This window comes from Limosilactobacillus caecicola, assembly GCF_943192935.1.
Taxonomy (GTDB): domain Bacteria; phylum Bacillota; class Bacilli; order Lactobacillales; family Lactobacillaceae; genus Limosilactobacillus; species Limosilactobacillus caecicola.
The window spans coordinates 50,201-68,939 of the sequence record NZ_CALPCI010000003.1 but is presented as its reverse complement, the minus strand read 5'-3'; the positions used below and the strand labels follow the sequence as shown (position 1 = coordinate 68,939).

Here is an 18,739-nt window from a genome sequence, read left to right as displayed (position 1 = left end):
AAATGGTTCACTATTTCAGGGACTAATATGGCATTTATATGAAATCTACTGATTACAGATTACTTGAAAAGTAATCGCAAGATAATTTAATGTGAGGAAGGGTACTATGAAACTAAAGGGTGAAAAACTACGTAATATTCGACGTAAACGTGGCTTATCGCAAACTGCCTTATCTGTAGGTATTTGTACTCAAGCAACGATTAGTTTGATGGAAAAGCAGGATCGGATTCCTAAAATGAATATTTTGACCGCCATTTGTGCACGGTTGGACATTAACGTTAGTGACATTGTCGAAGACGATGACAATTCGATGACGAATACGTTTGATCAAATTGAGAATGCAATTGTTCATGAGGAGTTTGACACGGCTAAACAGATGCTCGCGAAAATTCGCGTCAAAAACCTTGAAAACGAGTTTGATAAGCAGCGTTATTACTACTTAGTAGGGATGTACCAAGTTAAAACCGACCAGGTTGATGAAGCAATTTTCAATTTTGAATTAATTTTAACGCAGTTCTCCACCATGAGTGCGAATATCTATTGGGCGTTGACGACAGTGGGCATGGCAATGGCTTACGAAAAGTTGCGTAATCGGGCTCGAGCTCTGAAATTTGTTCAACGGGCTGTGGATCTGATTGATGAGAAGCAAATGACTGGTGGCCAACGGCAGTGGCAAGTGATTTACCGTAATATTGCTGAATTGTATATCAATTTGAAGCAATGGAAAGATGCCATTGAAATGGCTAAGCGCGGGATTAAGATCTGCCGTGAAAACGAATCTTTCTTCTTATTAGACAACTACTATTACTTGATTTCCCAGGCCCAAATTGTTGGTGGTCAACGTCAAGCAGCTAGTGAATCCTTGCAAATTGCCCGTGATGTCGCCATTGCAGCGGATGATCGTGAATTAACAGAGAAAATTGGTTAGACTAACTGAACATAAAACGCAAAAGAAGCGCAACCCCAGTAGTTGCGCTTCTTTTGCGTTTGCAGTTTTAGTTATTTTTTCTTGGAAACTGGGACTGGTTGATTGTCAAGATTCGTCCGGATGACCATGACATCACAAACGGCAGTCCGAGTAACAAATTCGGTGACAGAACCAATTAAGATCCGTTCAACGGCATTTAAACCAGTGGCCCCGATCATAATTAGGTCAGCGTTTAATTTTTTCGGAACATCACGAGCAATGATGGTCTTTGGGGCACCATATTCGATCGTGTAGCTGACGTGGTCAACGCCTTGCTTCTTAGCGTAGTCGATGTATTCATCTAACGTTTCCTTAGCAGTTTTAGTAACTTGTTCAACCATTGAACTGTCAAAACTAGAAATGTTTTGGAAAGCCCGGGTATCGATTACGTGGAGTAGGTGTAATTCGGTTTCTGAACCATTTCGCTTGGCAACCGCCACAGACTTTTTAAAAGCTAATTCGGCTTCTTCAGATCCATCAACTGGAACCAGGATCCGCCGGTATTGTTGTACAACCATGATAACAACCTCCTGTACATTGATACTATCATTCTACACCATTTTAGAAGCATCCGTAAAACAAAAAAGGATGCCAGCAACTGACATCCCATTAATAATCAATTAAAAGAAAACTCCGTTTATGCCGTTATTTATCCGACAGTGTTGACCTGTAGTTAAGACAGGTGGGATCTAGCGTATTACTTTCAACTACCGAGTGAAAAGGCATGTTGTCCACAATACTAACATTGATCCCGATACAAATGGTTGTAAGGCAAACCTGCGAGATGGACAAAGCGTACACAACAGAATTTCCCTAAGTAAATCGTAGCATAATGATCACCAATCTGCAATCACTTTGGGTGACGTTGTGCTTTCAAAAGAGCGCGGTATTGCCGACCATAAGCGGCCTCAAATTTACCGTTATCCTTTGGCTGGTAGTAGCGGTCATTTTTGATTGGGTCTGGAAGGTATTGCTGGCGGACCCAATCTTCAGGAAAGTCGTGTGGGTACTGGTAGTTGTTACCATGTCCCAATTGACTAGCGCCCTTATAATGCGCATCCTTCAGGTGGTTGGGGATATTCCCATAATGGCCCTGATGGAGACGATCCAGAGCGGCATCAATTGCTGACATGGCAGAATTTGACTTGGGCGACAGACAAAGTTCAATTACTGCATTTGCCAGGGGAATTCGCCCCTCCGGGAAGCCAAGTCGTTCGGCTGCTTGAATGGCCAAAATCGTCCGAGCACATGCCGGCGGATTTGCGAGACCAACATCTTCATAGGCAATAACGCTGAGCCGCCTAGCGATGCTTGGCAGATCGCCAGCATCGATCAATCGTGCGAGATAATGCAAGGCAGCATCGACGTCGCTGCCACGAATTGATTTCTGAAAGGCAGAAACGGTATCATAATGGCCATCGCCATTTTTGTCAGCGACAAGGTTGCGCTTTTGAACGCTTTCCTCAATAATCGGGAGGGTTAGGTGAATTTTTCCCGCTGCGCTTTGTGGTGTGGATTTAGCCGCTAATTCCAGTCCGTTTAAGGCGCTCCGGAGGTCGCCATTAGTAGCGGTCACCAGTTGGGTTTTTGCGTCATCATCGATTGAAATCGGCAAATTGCCGAGCCCCCGCTCTGGATCAATAATTGCCCGGTCGATAGCGATTTTCATATCGTCAATCGACAAAGGGTGGACCTCAAAGATCTGGGTTCGGCTGCGAATCGCCGGGTTAATATTAATATATGGATTTTCTGTTGTGGCACCAATCAACACGATTTTGCCACTTTCTAGATGGGGTAAAAGGAAATCTTGCTTCGCCTTATCTAAGCGGTGAATTTCGTCTAATAAAAGGATCACGGTGCCACTCATCTTTGCTTCTTCGGCAACCACCTGGAGATCATTCTTTGAATCAGTGGCAGCGTTTAATTTACGAAAGGCATACTTAGTTGAGCCAGCGATGGCACTCGCAATGCTAGTTTTACCAGTTCCTGGTGGCCCATACAAAATCATTGATGAAAGCATTTTTGCCTTGACCATTCGCCAAATGATTTTTCCCTCGCCAACGAGGTGTTGTTGACCAACAACTTCTGCGAGATTTCGAGGCCGCATTCGGTACGCTAGTGGTTCCAAAGTGAATCCTCCTTATTATTTTAAATGAAAAAGTCGTTTGAAAAATGATGGTTGGGTCGGGGTGCTGGTTTCGTCAGAAGCTGGTTGGGAGTGGCCGTATTTTTTGGCGACATCAACTGGTGATTGGTAGACGGCCTTATGGTCAGTCACCACAACCGCGAAGTTGTCATCAGCCGTTTTAGTTTCAGCACCGGTTTTGATTGTAAACTGGGTGCTAGTGGTGTTTGCCACCATTAAGTATGGCCGAGTAAATTGATCACTAATATTGCCGTTAATAATTACTAAACTATCAGGATGAGCCGTTAGTTCTGTTTGCAATTCGTTGGACCAGTCACGTTGTTTTGCTTCGGCGACCGTGATGGTCAGCCAAACTCGTTCACGGAAAGTTCCCATATAGCGCCGCTGTTCATCAGGTTTGATTTTGGGTGTCCCATAAACACTATTTTGAATTCTTTGGTCAATATTTGATTTATTATCTGCCATACAAGCCGACCTCCTTTGAAGTACTAGAACAATTGTAACAAAAAAGATCGGGAAAGGATCCCGATCTTTGGATGTAATATATTTGATATTACAGGGTGTGGTAGAATTCGACGACAAGTGATTCGTCGATGTCAGCGTTCATATCTTCACGTGCTGGAAGACGAACCAACTTACCTTCAAGTTTGTCGGCATCAAAGTCAACGTATGAAGGACGAGCCACAACTGCATCTACAGCGTTCTTGATGATGTCTAAATCCTTGGACTTTTCACGAACACCAATTACTTGGCCAACGGCGACTTCGTATGATGGAATGTCAACACGCTTGCCATCAACAGTGATGTGACCGTGGTTTACTAATTGACGAGCTTGACGACGAGTAGTTGCCAAACCTAAACGGTAAACCATGTTGTCAAGACGACGTTCAAGCAGAACCATGAAGTTAGTACCGTGAGTACCTTCCTTGATCTTACCAGCGCGCTTGAAGAGGTTCCGGAATTGACGCTCAGTCAAACCATACATGAAACGCAGCTTTTGCTTTTCACGAAGTTGCGTACCGTATTCGGATAAGCTGCCACGACGATCATTTCCATGGTCACCAGGAGCGTATGGCCGACGAGCTAATTCCTTACCAGTACCTGAAAGTGAAACACCAAGACGACGTGATAAACGCCAACTTGGACCAGTATAACGAGACATAAATAAATTCCTCCAATATAATTTGTTGGAGTAAAATAAGCCGATTGTAAGGTCACATTCGTGCATAGTAATTGGATCGTTCGCCCTCGCAGCTGGGTTACTAGAAACACCATGATGGCATTACTATGTTGACGAGCTTGCTCCTCACTGCTGCATTATTTTACACAAGAAATATCTTACTATAAATACTAATGCGTAGTCAATGAGAGATTGTGAATTTTTGAAAATGTCGGCAAAATCTTTTTTACCTAGTAATAAAGAACAAACAGTTCCATAATGTCTTTTATGCTATAATAAAATTTGAAAATTCATTCTGAATTAATCTGGGTTGAGGTAGGTTTTTGATATGTTGCAAATTTTAATTGGAATTCTTGTCATTGCTTTGATTGTCCTGGTGGTGATCTTTTTCTATCAGCGGCGGGTGCAGACACTGGTGAAAGGGTTAGACCAGCAAATTAAAACGTTAGAGCAGACTAAATTAGAAGAGGAATTGTCATCTGAACGACTGGAAGGTTTAATGGGTGAATCATTAAAAAAGTTCACCAGTCTTCGCGAGCAGTATGATAAACAGTTTATGCCTGACTATCAAAAGGCTGAAAAATTAGTCAAGCAGATCCAAAGTAATCTTCATAGCAAAAATGTGCTCAATACCAGTTCTGATGTTAATGACTTGCGTCAATTAGTTGATCATTTGCTAACAATTCAACGGCAGTTGGAAGCTAGTATTGATCAACTTAATCAAGCAGTGGAAACACAAACGAACGCAATTAAAGAATTACGACAACAATATAATAAATTTGGCCGAATCTTGGATGAAAAGGCATTTGATTATGGGGAGAGCCAAAAAGAACTACAGCAACGCCTCGTTAACTTAGAAAAAAAGTATGAACATTTTTCCGAAGTTACCCATGAGGGTGATCATGAGGCGGCCCAGGAACTGTTGAATGATTTACAGGAACAAACAAGTGATTTCCAAACCATGATTGATGAAATTCCTGAATTATATCGGCCGCTTTATGCCATCTTTCCGGATCAATTAAAGGAATTGAAGTCTGGTTATGCAGATTTAGTTAAGGCTCATTATCACTTTACTGAAGAGAATTTGGAACAACAGATTGATGATCTAGAGTCAGAACGACAAATGGCTTTAAAAAAATTGGCTAATCTGAATCCCCAACCCGTTAAAGCAGCCAATAAAGAGTTAGCGGCAAAAATTGATCATCTTTACGAGGTCATGCAACAGGAAATTGATGCAAAGCCTTACGTACTTAAGGATCAGCCAAAGATCAGTTCACATCTGGAACATGCTCAAAAGCAAAACATGATTCTAATGACTGAATTACAGCGGTTGAGTAATAGTTATACATTGAATAATGACGAAATTGCAGATACTCGGCAATTAGATGAACAATTGAAAGAAATTGCCAAACAATGTCAGGATGACACTCAATCGATTAAGGAGCAGACGGCAGTTTATAGTGTGATCCGCGCACACTATCAAGAACTAGAAGAGAACCTTACGGAAATAGAGAAGCAACAACAGAGTGTTAATGATGGCGTTGCAGGGTTGCAGACTGATGAGACACGGGCCCGTAAGGCATTGCAAAAATTTATCACAGAAATTCGGACCATTAAACGGCATGTAGAAGCTTTGAATCTTCCCGGTATTCCACAAGATTATTTGGATTATTTCTTTGTTGTAAGTGATGAAATTAGTAAGCTTTCTGAAGCGATGAATCAACCACAAATTAATATGGAAGATATTACTAAACAATTGCTGATTGTTCAGGATGATTTAGAAAATCTGCAGGAGAAAACGGATAACCTGCGCGACAGTGCAGCGTTGACGGAACGGCTGATCCAATATGCCAACCGCTTGAGCACTGATAACGAGACGATTGATAAGGCAATCCAAAAGGCCCAGGATTTGTTTGAAAGGAACGAGTATTCAACGGCTTTGGAAACAATTGGGACAGCCCTGGAAGAGGCTGAAGCAGGTTCGTTCAAACGAATCGAGCAGGACTACTATCAAAGTGTCAAAAATAGTTAGTCACGATTTGCACCATAAAAAACGGTGTAAATCGTTTTTAGTTACCATTAGTAAGCTAAGTCTGTTATAATCGAACGATGATTATTGATTTTTAGAGGAGGACGACAGGTTGATTTATTTTGACAACAGTGCGACGACCCAAGTGAGCCCAGAAGTGTTACAAACGTATGATACTGTGAGCCAAAAAATATGGGGGAATCCATCAAGTTTACATCAACTGGGTGAAACTTCATGGAACCTCCTTCAACAGTCACGTCAACAAATCGCGCAACTTTTCCACGTCAAACCGGGAGAAATTATCTTCACGAGTGGTGGTAGTGAAGGTGATAATTGGGTTATTAAAGGAACTGCACTGGCCAAACGAGAATTTGGTAAGCATATTATTACGAGTTCCGTTGAACATGCGGCGGTTAGAAATTCAATGCACCAATTAGAGCAACTCGGGTTTGAAGTTACTTATCTACCAGTGGATGACGAAGGACGCATTAATCCAGCAGACGTTAAGGCCGCCATTCGTCCTGATACCATTTTGGTTTCCATTATGGCCGTGAATAATGAAATTGGGACAATTCAACCGATTGCTGAGGTCGGAGAAATTCTGAAAGACCATCCCCGGATTCACTTTATGGTGGATGCGGTTCAGGCAATTGGTAAGGGATTGGATGATATTGTCTTCAGCGACCGCGTTGATTTTGCAACCTTTTCTGGTCATAAGTTTCATGCTCCCCGGGGCACTGGCTTTGTTTATAAAAAGAGTAGTCGGCAAATTGCCCCACTAATTGATGGTGGCGGCCAAGAACAAGGGCTGCGGGGTGGTACCGAAAACACTCCTGGTGATGCCGCGATGGCTAAAGCAATTCGCTTAATGAAGGAAAATGAAGCGGCAACGGTACAGCGTGAAAAGACGATTAAAGAAAAGATCATTCAGCACCTGAGCGAATTTCCTCATGTCAAAGTTTTTTCAAAAGCTGATGATGGCTTTGCAGCTCATGTGTTGTGTTTTGCGATCGTTGGGGTTCGTGGGGAAACGGTCGTTCATGCGTTTGAAGAACACGAAATTTACCTCTCCACGACGAGTGCCTGCTCATCAAAGAAGGATACTGAAGCTAGCACACTAGCCGCAATGAAAGTACCACAAAACGTGGCTGAATGTGCTGTCCGGATTAGCTTAGGTGATCAAAATACGCTCGCAGAGGCTGAAAAGTTTAACCAGGTATTTGATGAACTTTATGCTGGTTTTAAGAAAATTATCGATTAGGAGGCTGTTATGCAATACGATGAAATTATGGTCCGTTATGGTGAATTATCCACCAAGGGACATAATAAGCGCCATTTTATTGAGCGCTTAGGGACCAATGTTCGGGATGCCTTGCATCAATTCCCAAACGTTAAGGTTCATCCCAAAGCCGATCGACTGCACGTAATTCTCAACGGTGAGAATAGTGTCCAAGTAATGGATCATTTAAAGATGGTCTTTGGAATTCAAACCTTTTCACCGGTGGTCAAAGTTGCTAAGGATTATTCTGCAGTGGTCAAGGCAGCGACTGCATTAATTGCTGATCAAGTTTCGAAACCAACAACTTTTAAGGTGGAAACTAAACGCAGTGACCATCATTTTGAAATGGATACTTTTCAAATGAACCGTCAGTTGGGGGCTGATTTATTAGAGGCCTTCCCTGAGTTGTTGAAGGTTGATGTTCATCAGCCTGCAGTGACTGTTTGGGTTGAGATTCGTTTGGATGGAATCTACCTCAGTAGTGAAGTGATTAAAGGTGCTGGTGGCCTGCCGGTTGGCACCGCTGGCAAGGGAATGATGATGCTTTCTGGGGGAATTGACTCTCCTGTAGCTGCCTATTTGGCCATGAAACGGGGTGTTTCACTAGAAATGGTTCACTTTTATAGTCCACCCTACACTAGTGAACAAGCGTTGGCAAAGGCAAAAGAGTTGACAGGTAAGTTAGCCAATTATTGTGGAAGCATTAATTTTATCGAAGTGCCATTTACTGAGATTCAAGAAACCGTTAAGGAAAAGGTTCCCGAAGGCTATTTGATGACAGTTCAGCGACGGTTCATGTTGCGTCTAGCGGTGGAACTAGCCAATCGTCGGAAGGGTCTGGCGATCTTTAATGGTGAGTCGTTAGGGCAGGTTGCTTCGCAAACGATGGAAAGTATGCGAACGATTGAAGAGGTCACGAATCTACCTGTTCTCCGTCCGGTCTTGTCTTACGATAAAACGGAAATTATTAAGATCGCTGAAGAAATCGATACTTACGATTTATCGATCCTTCCTTATGAGGATTGTTGTACTGTTTTCACACCGCCTTCACCAAAAACGAAGCCACGCATTGATCGAGCACAAAAGTATGAACAGGTTTTAGACATTGATGGTTTGATGCAACGCGCCTTAGCTGGAATTAAGATTACGAGAATTCATGCAGGGGAAGAGTTTTTGAATCAAAACGAAGATGTCTTTGCTGAACTTCTTTAAATTTAATAATTGGGGTTGTAACATAATCCCTGAAAGATCGCTGTAACACGAACAGCGTAGTACAACAATGGGCTCCAACATTCGGTTTTACCGGATGTTGGAGCCCATTGTTGCTTTCCCGCAAGGGGATCCATTTTAAATCAAGAGACTAACAGCGATGGCTGCTAGAAGGGCCGGTAACATCTGAATTAACCAGATTTTACGTGTGGCGGTACAACCGCCGTATAAGGCGACGATTACAATAATGGCTAGAAATAGTAATTGAACTGTCAGTAAGTAACGGCCATTAAAAGTCAAAAAACTGATCAATAATGCCAAGCCTAACATTCCGTTATAAATCCCTTGGTTTTTAAGCATTACCTGGGTTTCTGCTTGTTCAATAAACTCAAGGTTGAGGTCAAAGGCCCGTGCCTGTTGCGTTGGTCGGCCAAACATTTCCAAAAGCATAATGCCCAGGTGTTCAACCCCAACAATAACTACCAGGCATAGTGCGATAATTTGCATTTTTCATGACTCCTCTCTTTGGCTATCAATTATATATGATTGGTTAGTGAATTCTAATGGAATTTTGGTATACTATTGATAATTCAAGTTAGTTAGCTACAAAGGAGTGAACTTTCATGGAAATTACAATTAATGGTGAAAAACGGCAGTTAGTTGGTAATCCACCAGTCGTTGGTGAAGAATTACCTCACTTTAAGGTGTTTGATCGTGACAACCAAAAGGTCAAGACCCGTTTTCTGTTTGGCAAGCCGACCCTATTAAGCGTTGTTCCGGATATCAATACGTCAGTTTGCAGCTTACAAACGAAAAAGTTTAATCAAAAGATGGATGATTTTTCCGGAGTTAATTTCTTGACCATTTCTACTAATCCAGTTGCCGAACAACAAAATTGGTGTGCGGCTGAGGGTGTGAAAAATATCCAATTAGTTTCGGACCATGAGCAGTCATTTGGCTATGCCATGAATTTGTTAATTCCAGATGAAGGAGTGCTCGCCCGCTCAGTATGGGTTATTGACCAGGATGGTAAAATTGTCTACCGTGAAATTGTCAATGAACTAACGGATGAGCCAGATTATGAGACGGCTTTAGCCGAACTAAAAAAGTTGCGATAAAGGCTTGACGCTTTTTGGCAAAGTAGCGTATGATAACAGCATTAAAGCAGAGACCGAGAAATGAGAGATCGTATTTACAGAGAGGGCTAGTCGGTGAAAGGGTCCAGTGATCTTGATAGTAGCTCGCGAGCAGGTTAATTGAACTTTTGTAGTAGGTTAGCCCGGGTCATTCCCGTTATCTAATGAAGAGTGAAGGTGTTATTTCAACATCTTAATTTAGGTGGTACCGCGAGTAAGCTCGTCCTATTATAGGACGGGCTTTTTGTTTACCATTATGAAAGGGAGTTAGATTATGGCAGATAAGAAAGAAATGTCAACCAAATTTGATCCAGCCGCCGTTGAAAACGGGCGTTATCAATGGTGGGATGAAAATGGCTTCTTTAAGCCAAGTGGCGATAAAAAGGCCCATCCATATTCCATTGTTATTCCACCGCCGAACGTCACTGGTAAGCTTCACCTAGGCCATGCCTGGGATACAACGCTTCAAGACATTATTATTCGTCAGAAGCGGATGCAAGGCTACGATGTTTTGTGGCTGCCAGGGATGGATCACGCCGGGATTGCTACTCAAGCGAAGGTGGAAGCACGGTTACGTGAACAGGGTATTTCCCGATATGACCTTGGACGGGAAAAGTTTGTGCAACAAGTTTGGGACTGGAAGGACGAATATGCTGACATTATTCACAAACAGTGGGCTAAAATGGGCATTTCCGTTGATTACGATCGGGAACGGTTCACCCTGGACGAAGGCTTAAACAAGGCTGTCCGGAAAGTCTTTGTTGACTTGTATAATAAAGGGCTGATTTACCGGGGGACCTACATTATTAATTGGGATCCGCAAGCCCGAACAGCACTTTCGGATATTGAAGTTATCCACAAAGATGATAAAGGTGCCTTTTATCACGTCAAGTACCCATTTACTGACGGAACGACCTTCAATGGCAAGGATTACATTGAAATTGCAACGACGCGGCCAGAAACCATGTTTGGTGATGAAGCCGTTGCAGTTAATCCGCATGATGAACGTTACAAGGACTTGGTCGGTAAGCACGTTCGGGTTCCTCTTGTTGATCGGGAAATCGAAATCATTGCTGATGATTATGTTACCCCTGATTTTGGAACTGGGATGGTGAAGATTACACCAGCTCATGATCCAAACGACTTTAAGGTCGGCAAGCGACATAACTTACCAGAACTCAATACGATGAATGAAGATGCATCGATGAATGAGAATGCTGGTAAATATGAAGGGATGGATCGTTTCGAAGCCCGTAAAGCAATGGTGAAGGATCTCCAAGACCAAGGCTACATGTTGAAGATTGATCCAATTGTTCACTCGGTTGGTCATTCGGAGCGGACTGGTGTGCAAGTGGAAGCACGGCTTTCGACCCAATGGTTTGTTAAGATGAAACCATTAGCAGAAGCAGCTTTGAAAAACCAAGAAACACCTGACCGGGTTAATTTCATCCCTGGGCGGTTCGAACATACTTTCACGCAATGGATGGAAAACATTCATGATTGGGTCATTTCCCGTCAACTATGGTGGGGACACCGGATTCCAGCTTGGTATAATAAGCAGACTGGTGAGATGTACGTTGGCATGGAAGCACCAAAGGATGCGGAAAATTGGGAACAAGATAAGGATGTCTTGGATACTTGGTTCTCTAGTGCTTTGTGGCCATTCTCAACGATGGGCTGGCCAGATACGGATGCTCCAGATTACCAACGGTACTTCCCAACCAGTACCTTAGTTACTGGTTATGACATTATCTTTTTCTGGGTTTCAAGAATGATTTTCCAATCACTTGAGTTTACCGGTAAGGCACCATTTAAGAACGTTCTCTTGCATGGGTTAATTCGTGACGAACAAGGTCGCAAGATGAGTAAGTCTCTTGGTAACGGAATTGATCCGATGGATGTTATTCAAAAGTACGGTGTTGATGCCCTGCGGTGGTTCTTAGTTACTGGTTCGACTCCTGGCCAAGATATCCGGTTCTCCTATAAGAAGATGGATGCGGCGTGGAACTTCATTAACAAGATCTGGAATGCCAGCCGGTATGTCATCATGAACTTAGATGGGATGGATAAAGCACCGGTTCTGCCTGATAAGAGCAAGTGGGATTTAGCTGACCGCTGGGTTTTAGCAAAACTTAATGCCACGGTTAAGCAAGTCAATGCTCAATTTGAGAAGTTTGAATTTGGTGAAGCAGGTCGGGCCCTGTACAACTTTATCTGGAACGACTTCTGTGATTGGTACATTGAAATGTCCAAGGAAAAGTTGACGAATGGGACCGTTGAAGAACAGACTGATACCAAGAATATTCTGGGGTACGTTTTGGACCAAACCTTGAAATTAATTCACCCAATCATGCCATTTGTCACTGAACAATTGTGGCAAGCCATGCCGCATGAAGGTAAGTCCATTATGATCAGTGAATATCCAGTAACTCATGCTGAATTGGATGATCCAAGTGCCGTGGAACAAATGGGTGATTTAATTGATCTCATTAAAGCGGTTCGTGCGATCAGAAATGACGCTGGTGCTCCATTATCCAAGCCAGTTAATATGTTAATTAAGGTCGATACAGAAAAATTAGGTGAGATCTTTAAAGACAATGAAGACTACATCGAACGGTTCTGTCACCCAGCTGAATTAACAATTGCGACAGAAATTGAAGTACCCAAGTTAGCAATGAGTGGCATTTTGACTGGGGCCACGGTTTATATTCCAATGGCCGAATTAGTTGACTTAGAAGAAGAAAAGGCCAAGATGCAAAAAGAAATTGCCAAATTGCAAAATGAAGTTACTCGCTCAACTAAGAAGTTAGGGAACGAAAAATTCGTTCAAAACGCTCCCGAACAGGTTGTTGCAGAGGAACGGAAAAAAGCTGCTGAATGGCAACAAAAGCTGACCGCTGCCGAAGAACGGTTGGCATCTTTAAATAATGCATAAATTGATCAATTGAGAGGTGGCGAATCTAAGGGTTCGACACCTCCTTTCTTTTGGGTTAAAATCGGCTTAATAATGACATTAGAAAGGGCACGGCAGTGACAAATGCAAATTAAAAACTACGAAGACGCACTGAAATTTATCCATGGACGGCCGCGGTTCAAAAAGCGCCCCACCCTGGAACGGATGAAACTATTCCTTCGTCGGCTAGGCAATCCGGAAAAAGGGCAACAATTTATCCACATTACTGGTACCAATGGTAAAGGTTCCGTTGTTGCAATGACGAGAGAAATGTTGATGGGGCAGGGATTAACAGTTGGTTCGTTTACTTCTCCCTATATTACGCGGTTTAATGAGCGGATTGCTATTGATGGGCAACCAATCAGTGATGAAGCACTAGTGAAATATACCCAGCGTGTTGCCCAAGTGGTCGTTGATTTAGATGCCGAGTTACCTGAGGGTGGGCCAACCGAGTTTGAAATCAATACGGCGATTATGTTTTGTTATTTTGCAGACCAACCAGTTGATGTTGTCATTTTGGAGGTTGGTATTGGTGGCCTTTATGATTCAACTAATATTATTGAAGCTCCCTTGGTTTCCGCCATTGTTACGGTGGGGTACGACCATATGAAGTATTTAGGTAACACCTTAGCAGAAATTGCTCAACAAAAAGCGGGCATTATTAAAAAGAATTGTCCAGTCGTTACCGGTCCACTGGAGAAGAGTGCACAAGAAGAAATTGCCGCGGTTGCTGAGGAGCAGCATAGTTATTGGTATGCCTGGCAACGTGATTATGAGGCTCATCAAATTGGCCACCAGCTACTCTATCCGTTGATTAGCTATAGCGGAGGTAACTTGCATCGTGAACGGTTCCAATTGTCATTAGCGGGGAATTATCAGGTTGAAAATGCTGGTGTTGCACTGACCATTGTCCAGGTGGCGATGCGGCAATTAAATTTACCCTTGTTAATTGGGACTCTTCGGCAGTCACTTCAGCACACTAATTGGCCGGGAAGAATGGAATTGGTAAATGAAGAACCACTGGTGATTTTAGATGGGGCGCATAACCTACCAGGAGTTCAAGCCCTGGTTAAAACCTGTCGGGATGATTTTGCAGATCGTGAGATTTACTTGCTCGTGGCAATTTTGGCTGACAAACAATATGATTTGATGCTTGGTGAACTAGCGAGTTTACCCAATGTTCACATTACAGTTACTGCTTTTAATGGACCGTATTCCGGTCGTTCGTCAGCCAATTTAAATTCCATTATTAACGACATTCCGAGTCATCACCCAATTCAGGTGGATGAGAATTGGCAGCGAGCATTGGCAAAAATTAGTGGCGAGGTTTCTGCTGATGACGTCATTTTAATTACCGGTTCACTCTATTTTATTTCAGATGTTCGTCATTTGATGTTAGATTGAAAAATTAAAAAGCGGTTTTCCTTCGTCTATTAATGATGAAGGGAGAGATTTGATGTTTTTAGAAGTCACTACACGTAACTATCGCAAACTGGTGCAAGAATATTTTATTGATCAACCAGAATTGGCGGTTTGGTTTTTGAAACATGTGCCGACAGCACATGATTTTCGGCAATTAACGGTGAATGAAAGGCGCCTAATCAAAGGGCGAGCCAAAAAGGAGCTTGGTCAATTCTTTGCTGCTGTTCAATTAGGAGAATTAATTGTGAAAAGTCCTCACGAATTATACGGGCACGCTTATTCGAGTTCTCTAGTAGGCAACTCCTTTGTCGATGAATATGCTGGAGAGGAACAAGAGAGCGTTACAGTTTTGTGTACGGACGTGCATAATGAAATTGTCGCCCGTCACCAATTATTTGTGGGTGGGAGGAGTCAGTGTAGTCTCTATCCCGATCAAATTTTTCGCTATGCTTTGAAAAATTGTGCCGCTGGGGTCATCATTGTCCACAATCATCCGAGCGGTAGCATTGAACCCTCCGACAATGATTTATTAATGTGTCAACGGTTAGAGCGGGCTGGCAATACAATTGGCATCTGCCTTTTAGATTTCATAATTATTGGTCAAGCGCATTATTATAGTTGGCGTGAAAATTCCGCAGACCTTTAAATATTTTTAAATGTGCGCAAAAAAATTGTCCTTTGTCGGCGGGTGTAGTATATTGTGACTGTTAATCTGTGGAACAGCTATGGTATAATATTTCTGTTTTAAGAGAAAACTGAAACCAAATGATGAAGGGACGACATAGATTGCCATTAGGAATTGGAACCAAAAATATTGGTATTGATTTAGGTACTGCCAATACGATTGTTTACATCGAAGGAAAAGGGATTGTTTTACGGGAACCTTCAGTAGTTGCACGGAATAAAAATACTGGCGAAGTAATTTCCGTTGGTGAAGCCGCTCGTGACATGATCGGCCGGACCCCTGCAAGTATTGTCGCAATTCGCCCAATGAAAAACGGGGTAATTGCTGATTATGACACTACTGTTGCCATGATGAAGTACTACATGGATAAGGCTTTGGGCGGTAACGCTGGTAAGCCTTACGTCATGGTTTGTGTACCGAGTGGAATTACTGAAGTTGAAAAACGGGCGGTAATTGATGCTACCCGGGTTGCCGGTGCTCGTGATGCTTACGTCATTGAAGAACCATTTGCTGCAGCGATTGGTGCTGGGTTGCCTGTGATGGACCCAACTGGGAGTATGGTTGTTGACATTGGTGGTGGTACCACTGACGTTGCCACCATTTCACTTGGCGGGATCGTTTCTAGTCGGTCCATTCGAATGGCGGGAGATAAGATGAACGAAGCCATCATTCAGTTTATTCGCCAAGATAAAAACTTGTTAATTGGTGAACGGACTGCTGAAAAATTAAAGTGGGATATTGGTTCAGCTTCCCCAGAAGCTGCCAAGGATATGGAAAGTTCTGAAGTGCGTGGTCGTGACCTGGTTACTGGTTTGCCAAAGACCATGGAAGTATCTGCAGAAGAGCTTTCTGGCGCCTTGCAGGACGTTGTAGCGGAAATTATTGATGCGATTAAATCCACTTTGGAGGAAACGTCGCCTGAAATTGCTGCTGATGTAATTGATCACGGAATTGTTTTAACTGGTGGTGGATCGTTATTAAAGCACTTACCAGACGTGATCGCCGATGCTACTAAAGTTCCAGTCTTTATTGCTAATGATCCATTGGATTGTGTGGCCATTGGGACTGGAGAATCTTTGAAGAGTATCGACGTAATGAAGAAGAAAAAGTAATTCAGAAATAACCAGTTGAGAATGAGTAATTTGGGGCGGAGCGAGTCGCAAAACGATGTGTTTGTTTTGCCAAGCTCCGCTTCACTTTTTCTCAACTGGGAGGGGGTTCAGAAAGGATGCGGAAATTTTTCTCAAACCGACGACTAGTGTTCATTGTGGTCGTTTTAGTGGTTGCATTTGGCTTAATGGGCGGTTCCGTCGCACTTCGTAACCGTCGCCAAACGCCGCCATTAATTCAACAATTTGGCAATGATATTGTCGGGATGGTTGATGGCGTGGTTGCCTATCCAGTCAACGCTGCCCAAAGTGGCGTTAATTCATTTACTGACTTGTTGAATACGTATTCTGAAAATAAAAAGCTAAAGCAACAGGTTTCTGAATTAGCACAGGCGAAGGTTCGTGACCAAACCTTGGCTAAAGAAAATCGGGAATTGAAAAAGGAACTGAAGGTTAATAAATCAATGACCGATTACTCAACGATCAGTGCGGCGGTTTTGTCGCGGACACCATCTTCTTGGCAAAAGCAGCTCATCATCAACAAGGGGCAGACTAGTGGTATTAAAAAGAATATGCCAGTCATGTCCGCCGGTGGTTTAATTGGGCGGATTACCGAAGTAAACAAAACTAATAGTAAAGTCGAATTATTAAGCAATACCAGTGAATCAGCCAACCGGTTTGCCATTCAAATTTCTGGTTCGGGTGGAAAGACGGTAAATGGGATTATTACTGATTATGATTCACAAAGCAACAGTCTTGTGATGGGGCAAGTTACTTCAAAGGCCAAAATCAAGAAGGGAACTAAGGTCACCACAAGTGGAATGGGTGGCGTTACCCCAAAGGGCTTATATGTCGGTCGGGTCACCAAGGTCACCAAAGACGATTATGGTTTGGCACAAAAGGTGTACATTAAGCCCGCGGCAAACTTTAATGACGTTAACATTGTCACTGTTGCAGAGTTAGACTCATAGGAGGGAGCAAATGTATCGTTTATCACGTTTGAGATTTCTCTTTCCCATTGGTTTATTGATCGCCTTTTTCTTGGATGGGTCGTTAAGCAAGGTCCTGGCAAATCAATTTTTCAGTTTTCCGTATTCGATGGTCAGCCAACTAGTTTTGCTGTGGTTAGTTTTAGCATACTTTTTTGAGGGAACAGTGAAAATCCCTCTATATGGTTTTGCGATTGCAGTCGGTGTTTTAAGTGATCTTTATTATTCTGGAATCTGGGGATTATTTATTGTGTTATACCCTTTGATTGTCTGGTTAACTAAATTCTTAGCGCGGTTGTTTACTGACAATTTTTTCAATACGATGTTAATCTTTTTTATTGACGTAGTTGTCTTTGAGTTCTTAAACTATTGGGCGTTTGTGCTGATTGGTGTAACTCATACTAATATCGGCGATTTCTTATTGTATACTTTGGCACCAACGTTAGCGCTTAATTTAGTATATTTTGTCGTTTTGTATTGGCCAATCAATATTCTCTACACTAAGGCTTTAGCCAAAAAGCGTTCCTAGATTATTATGAGAAAATTTTAATTTTAGTGTTGACTTTCATCGGTAAGATGTTTATCATACTAAATAACAAATTAATGACGAAGAGCAGACTAGTAAAGTAATTAGTCTTTTACAGAAAGTTCCGCTAGATGAGAAGGAACATCGATTGATGCTTGAATCACAACTGTGAGTTGACTACTGACCAAAAGGTAGTCCGGGGAAGCCCGTTACAGCACGGAGTTTATTTTGAACTTACTGAGGTTAGGTTCGTGAGAATCTAACGTTAATGAGGTGGAACCGCTGAAAAGCCCTCTAACTACTTTAATAGTTAGAGGGCTTTTTGCTTCCATAAGTGAACTCACTGAGGTAATTAGTGTAAGCTAATTATAAATTGGGGTGGAACCACGGTTGAGCGTCCCCTTGGATTTAGATTATCCAAGGGGACGTTTTTTTGTTCATCGTGAGAAGGAGGTATTTATATGTCGTTGCAATATGTTTTAGAAATTTTGCCATCATTATTCCAAGGGGCTGGCATGACCCTGGAATTATTTTTTCTGACTTTAATTGGTGCATTACCATTAGGAATTATTTTTAGTTTAGGATTAGTTTCAAAAATTAAACCTTTGAAGTGGATTTTGGAATTGTATGTCTGGTTAATGCGGGGGACACCGCTATTACTTCAATTAATCTTTGTTTTTTATGGTTTACCGATCGTGGGGATTGTTTTTCAACGGTTCGATGCTGCACTGATCGCGTTCATTTTAAATTACGCAGCGTACTTCGCAGAAATCTTCCGTGGAGGACTTCAATCTATTGATGAAGGACAATATGAAGGGGCACGAGTATTAGGATTAAGCTACTGGCAAACGGTGCGCAAAATTGTGATTCCTCAAGTTGTTAAAATTGTCATTCCATCAATTGGAAATGAAGTCGTTAACTTGGTTAAGGATTCTTCGTTGGTATACGTCATCGGCCTGGGGGACTTGCTTCGTGCCGGAAACGTTGCAACATCGCGTGACGTAACGTTGGTACCACTCCTATTAGTCGGGGTGATTTATCTCCTGATGGTCGGAATTTGTACTTATATTCTTCACAAAGTTGAACAACGTTACTCTTACTACAAGTAA

17 protein-coding genes, 1 other RNA gene and 1 other annotated feature are annotated in these 18,739 nt (G+C 42.4%); of the genes, 12 read left to right on the top strand and 6 right to left on the bottom strand.

Annotation, left to right across the window (positions count from 1 at the left end; all coding sequences use genetic code 11):
* The first annotated feature begins 106 nt into the window (after positions 1-106).
* Complete coding sequence (locus NFR43_RS05500; protein ID WP_251547253.1) at positions 107-928, top strand: helix-turn-helix domain-containing protein; 822 nt, start codon at positions 107-109, stop codon at positions 926-928.
* 71 nt (positions 929-999) lie between these two features.
* Here NFR43_RS05500 and NFR43_RS05495 read toward each other — a convergent pair whose 3' ends face one another.
* The 5 genes from NFR43_RS05495 to rpsD all read right to left on the bottom strand — a co-directional run bounded on the left by NFR43_RS05495 (position 1,000) and on the right by rpsD (position 4,275).
* Positions 1,000-1,485 (bottom strand): universal stress protein, encoded by a 486-nt coding sequence (locus NFR43_RS05495; protein WP_251547252.1) that lies wholly within the window; start codon positions 1,483-1,485, stop codon positions 1,000-1,002.
* A 108-nt stretch (positions 1,486-1,593) separates the two neighbouring features.
* Positions 1,594-1,779, bottom strand: a non-coding RNA gene (gene ssrS, locus NFR43_RS05490) — 6S RNA.
* Positions 1,780-1,817: 38 nt separating this feature from the next.
* Positions 1,818-3,074 carry a replication-associated recombination protein A gene (locus tag NFR43_RS05485; RefSeq protein ID WP_251547598.1) on the bottom strand — a complete coding sequence of 419 codons (1,257 nt, stop codon included), beginning with the start codon at positions 3,072-3,074 and terminating at the stop codon, positions 1,818-1,820.
* Between the two features lie 36 nt (positions 3,075-3,110).
* The gene (locus tag NFR43_RS05480) at positions 3,111-3,578 is read right to left on the bottom strand and encodes a YueI family protein (RefSeq protein WP_251547250.1); all 468 of its coding nucleotides are present in this window, start codon (positions 3,576-3,578) and stop codon (positions 3,111-3,113) included.
* An 88-nt stretch (positions 3,579-3,666) separates the two neighbouring features.
* The gene (gene rpsD, locus NFR43_RS05475; protein ID WP_251547248.1) at positions 3,667-4,275 is read right to left on the bottom strand and encodes a 30S ribosomal protein S4; all 609 of its coding nucleotides are present in this window, start codon (positions 4,273-4,275) and stop codon (positions 3,667-3,669) included.
* A 346-nt stretch (positions 4,276-4,621) separates the two neighbouring features.
* On the opposite strand from rpsD, the gene ezrA reads away from it, so the two are divergent.
* The 3 genes from ezrA to thiI all read left to right on the top strand — a co-directional run bounded on the left by ezrA (position 4,622) and on the right by thiI (position 8,813).
* Positions 4,622-6,325, top strand: coding sequence for a septation ring formation regulator EzrA (ezrA, locus tag NFR43_RS05470; RefSeq protein WP_251547240.1), 1,704 nt, complete (start codon positions 4,622-4,624; stop codon positions 6,323-6,325).
* 109 nt (positions 6,326-6,434) lie between these two features.
* Complete coding sequence (locus tag NFR43_RS05465; protein WP_251547238.1) at positions 6,435-7,583, top strand: cysteine desulfurase family protein; 1,149 nt, start codon at positions 6,435-6,437, stop codon at positions 7,581-7,583.
* A 9-nt stretch (positions 7,584-7,592) separates the two neighbouring features.
* Complete coding sequence (gene thiI, locus NFR43_RS05460; RefSeq protein WP_251547236.1) at positions 7,593-8,813, top strand: tRNA uracil 4-sulfurtransferase ThiI; 1,221 nt, start codon at positions 7,593-7,595, stop codon at positions 8,811-8,813.
* 135 nt (positions 8,814-8,948) lie between these two features.
* Here thiI and NFR43_RS05455 read toward each other — a convergent pair whose 3' ends face one another.
* Positions 8,949-9,317, bottom strand: coding sequence for a DUF1304 domain-containing protein (locus tag NFR43_RS05455; RefSeq protein ID WP_251547234.1), 369 nt, complete (start codon positions 9,315-9,317; stop codon positions 8,949-8,951).
* Positions 9,318-9,433: 116 nt separating this feature from the next.
* Between NFR43_RS05455 and tpx the strand changes: the two genes are divergently transcribed.
* The 8 genes from tpx (at position 9,434) to NFR43_RS05415 (ending at position 18,739) form a co-directional block, all read left to right on the top strand.
* A complete protein-coding gene (gene tpx, locus NFR43_RS05450; protein WP_251547232.1) occupies positions 9,434-9,928 on the top strand; it encodes a thiol peroxidase in 495 nt (164 codons plus the stop codon).
* A 40-nt stretch (positions 9,929-9,968) separates the two neighbouring features.
* Positions 9,969-10,177 (top strand) — a binding site (T-box leader).
* Between the two features lie 43 nt (positions 10,178-10,220).
* Entirely contained in the window at positions 10,221-12,881 is a 2,661-nt protein-coding gene (locus NFR43_RS05445; RefSeq protein ID WP_275087104.1) for a valine--tRNA ligase, read from the top strand.
* 102 nt (positions 12,882-12,983) lie between these two features.
* Positions 12,984-14,303 (top strand): bifunctional folylpolyglutamate synthase/dihydrofolate synthase, encoded by a 1,320-nt coding sequence (locus NFR43_RS05440; protein ID WP_251547230.1) that lies wholly within the window; start codon positions 12,984-12,986, stop codon positions 14,301-14,303.
* Positions 14,304-14,355: 52 nt separating this feature from the next.
* Positions 14,356-14,967, top strand: coding sequence for a JAB domain-containing protein (locus tag NFR43_RS05435; protein ID WP_251547228.1), 612 nt, complete (start codon positions 14,356-14,358; stop codon positions 14,965-14,967).
* Positions 14,968-15,089: 122 nt separating this feature from the next.
* The gene (locus NFR43_RS05430; protein WP_251547594.1) at positions 15,090-16,118 is read left to right on the top strand and encodes a rod shape-determining protein; all 1,029 of its coding nucleotides are present in this window, start codon (positions 15,090-15,092) and stop codon (positions 16,116-16,118) included.
* 116 nt (positions 16,119-16,234) lie between these two features.
* On the top strand, positions 16,235-17,086 hold the full coding sequence (mreC, locus tag NFR43_RS05425) for a rod shape-determining protein MreC (RefSeq protein ID WP_251547226.1): 852 nt from the start codon (positions 16,235-16,237) through the stop codon (positions 17,084-17,086).
* Between the two features lie 10 nt (positions 17,087-17,096).
* Positions 17,097-17,633, top strand: coding sequence for a rod shape-determining protein MreD (gene mreD / locus NFR43_RS05420; RefSeq protein ID WP_251547224.1), 537 nt, complete (start codon positions 17,097-17,099; stop codon positions 17,631-17,633).
* A 458-nt stretch (positions 17,634-18,091) separates the two neighbouring features.
* Positions 18,092-18,739 (top strand): amino acid ABC transporter permease, encoded by a 648-nt coding sequence (locus NFR43_RS05415; RefSeq protein WP_251547222.1) that lies wholly within the window; start codon positions 18,092-18,094, stop codon positions 18,737-18,739.

Coding starts and splice junctions, on each gene's coding strand:
- rpsD (WP_251547248.1), bottom strand. CDS start 4,275: ATGTCTCGTTATACTGGTCCAAGTTGGCGTTTATCACGTCGTCTTGGT.
- NFR43_RS05485 (WP_251547598.1), bottom strand. CDS start 3,074: ATGCGGCCTCGAAATCTCGCAGAAGTTGTTGGTCAACAACACCTCGTT.
- NFR43_RS05455 (WP_251547234.1), bottom strand. CDS start 9,317: ATGCAAATTATCGCACTATGCCTGGTAGTTATTGTTGGGGTTGAACAC.
- mreD (WP_251547224.1), top strand. CDS start 17,097: ATGTATCGTTTATCACGTTTGAGATTTCTCTTTCCCATTGGTTTATTG.
- tpx (WP_251547232.1), top strand. CDS start 9,434: ATGGAAATTACAATTAATGGTGAAAAACGGCAGTTAGTTGGTAATCCA.
- NFR43_RS05500 (WP_251547253.1), top strand. CDS start 107: ATGAAACTAAAGGGTGAAAAACTACGTAATATTCGACGTAAACGTGGC.
- mreC (WP_251547226.1), top strand. CDS start 16,235: ATGCGGAAATTTTTCTCAAACCGACGACTAGTGTTCATTGTGGTCGTT.
- ezrA (WP_251547240.1), top strand. CDS start 4,622: ATGTTGCAAATTTTAATTGGAATTCTTGTCATTGCTTTGATTGTCCTG.
- NFR43_RS05435 (WP_251547228.1), top strand. CDS start 14,356: ATGTTTTTAGAAGTCACTACACGTAACTATCGCAAACTGGTGCAAGAA.
- NFR43_RS05480 (WP_251547250.1), bottom strand. CDS start 3,578: ATGGCAGATAATAAATCAAATATTGACCAAAGAATTCAAAATAGTGTT.
- NFR43_RS05440 (WP_251547230.1), top strand. CDS start 12,984: ATGCAAATTAAAAACTACGAAGACGCACTGAAATTTATCCATGGACGG.
- NFR43_RS05495 (WP_251547252.1), bottom strand. CDS start 1,485: ATGGTTGTACAACAATACCGGCGGATCCTGGTTCCAGTTGATGGATCT.
- NFR43_RS05445 (WP_275087104.1), top strand. CDS start 10,221: ATGGCAGATAAGAAAGAAATGTCAACCAAATTTGATCCAGCCGCCGTT.
- NFR43_RS05430 (WP_251547594.1), top strand. CDS start 15,090: ATGAAGGGACGACATAGATTGCCATTAGGAATTGGAACCAAAAATATT.
- thiI (WP_251547236.1), top strand. CDS start 7,593: ATGCAATACGATGAAATTATGGTCCGTTATGGTGAATTATCCACCAAG.
- NFR43_RS05415 (WP_251547222.1), top strand. CDS start 18,092: ATGTCGTTGCAATATGTTTTAGAAATTTTGCCATCATTATTCCAAGGG.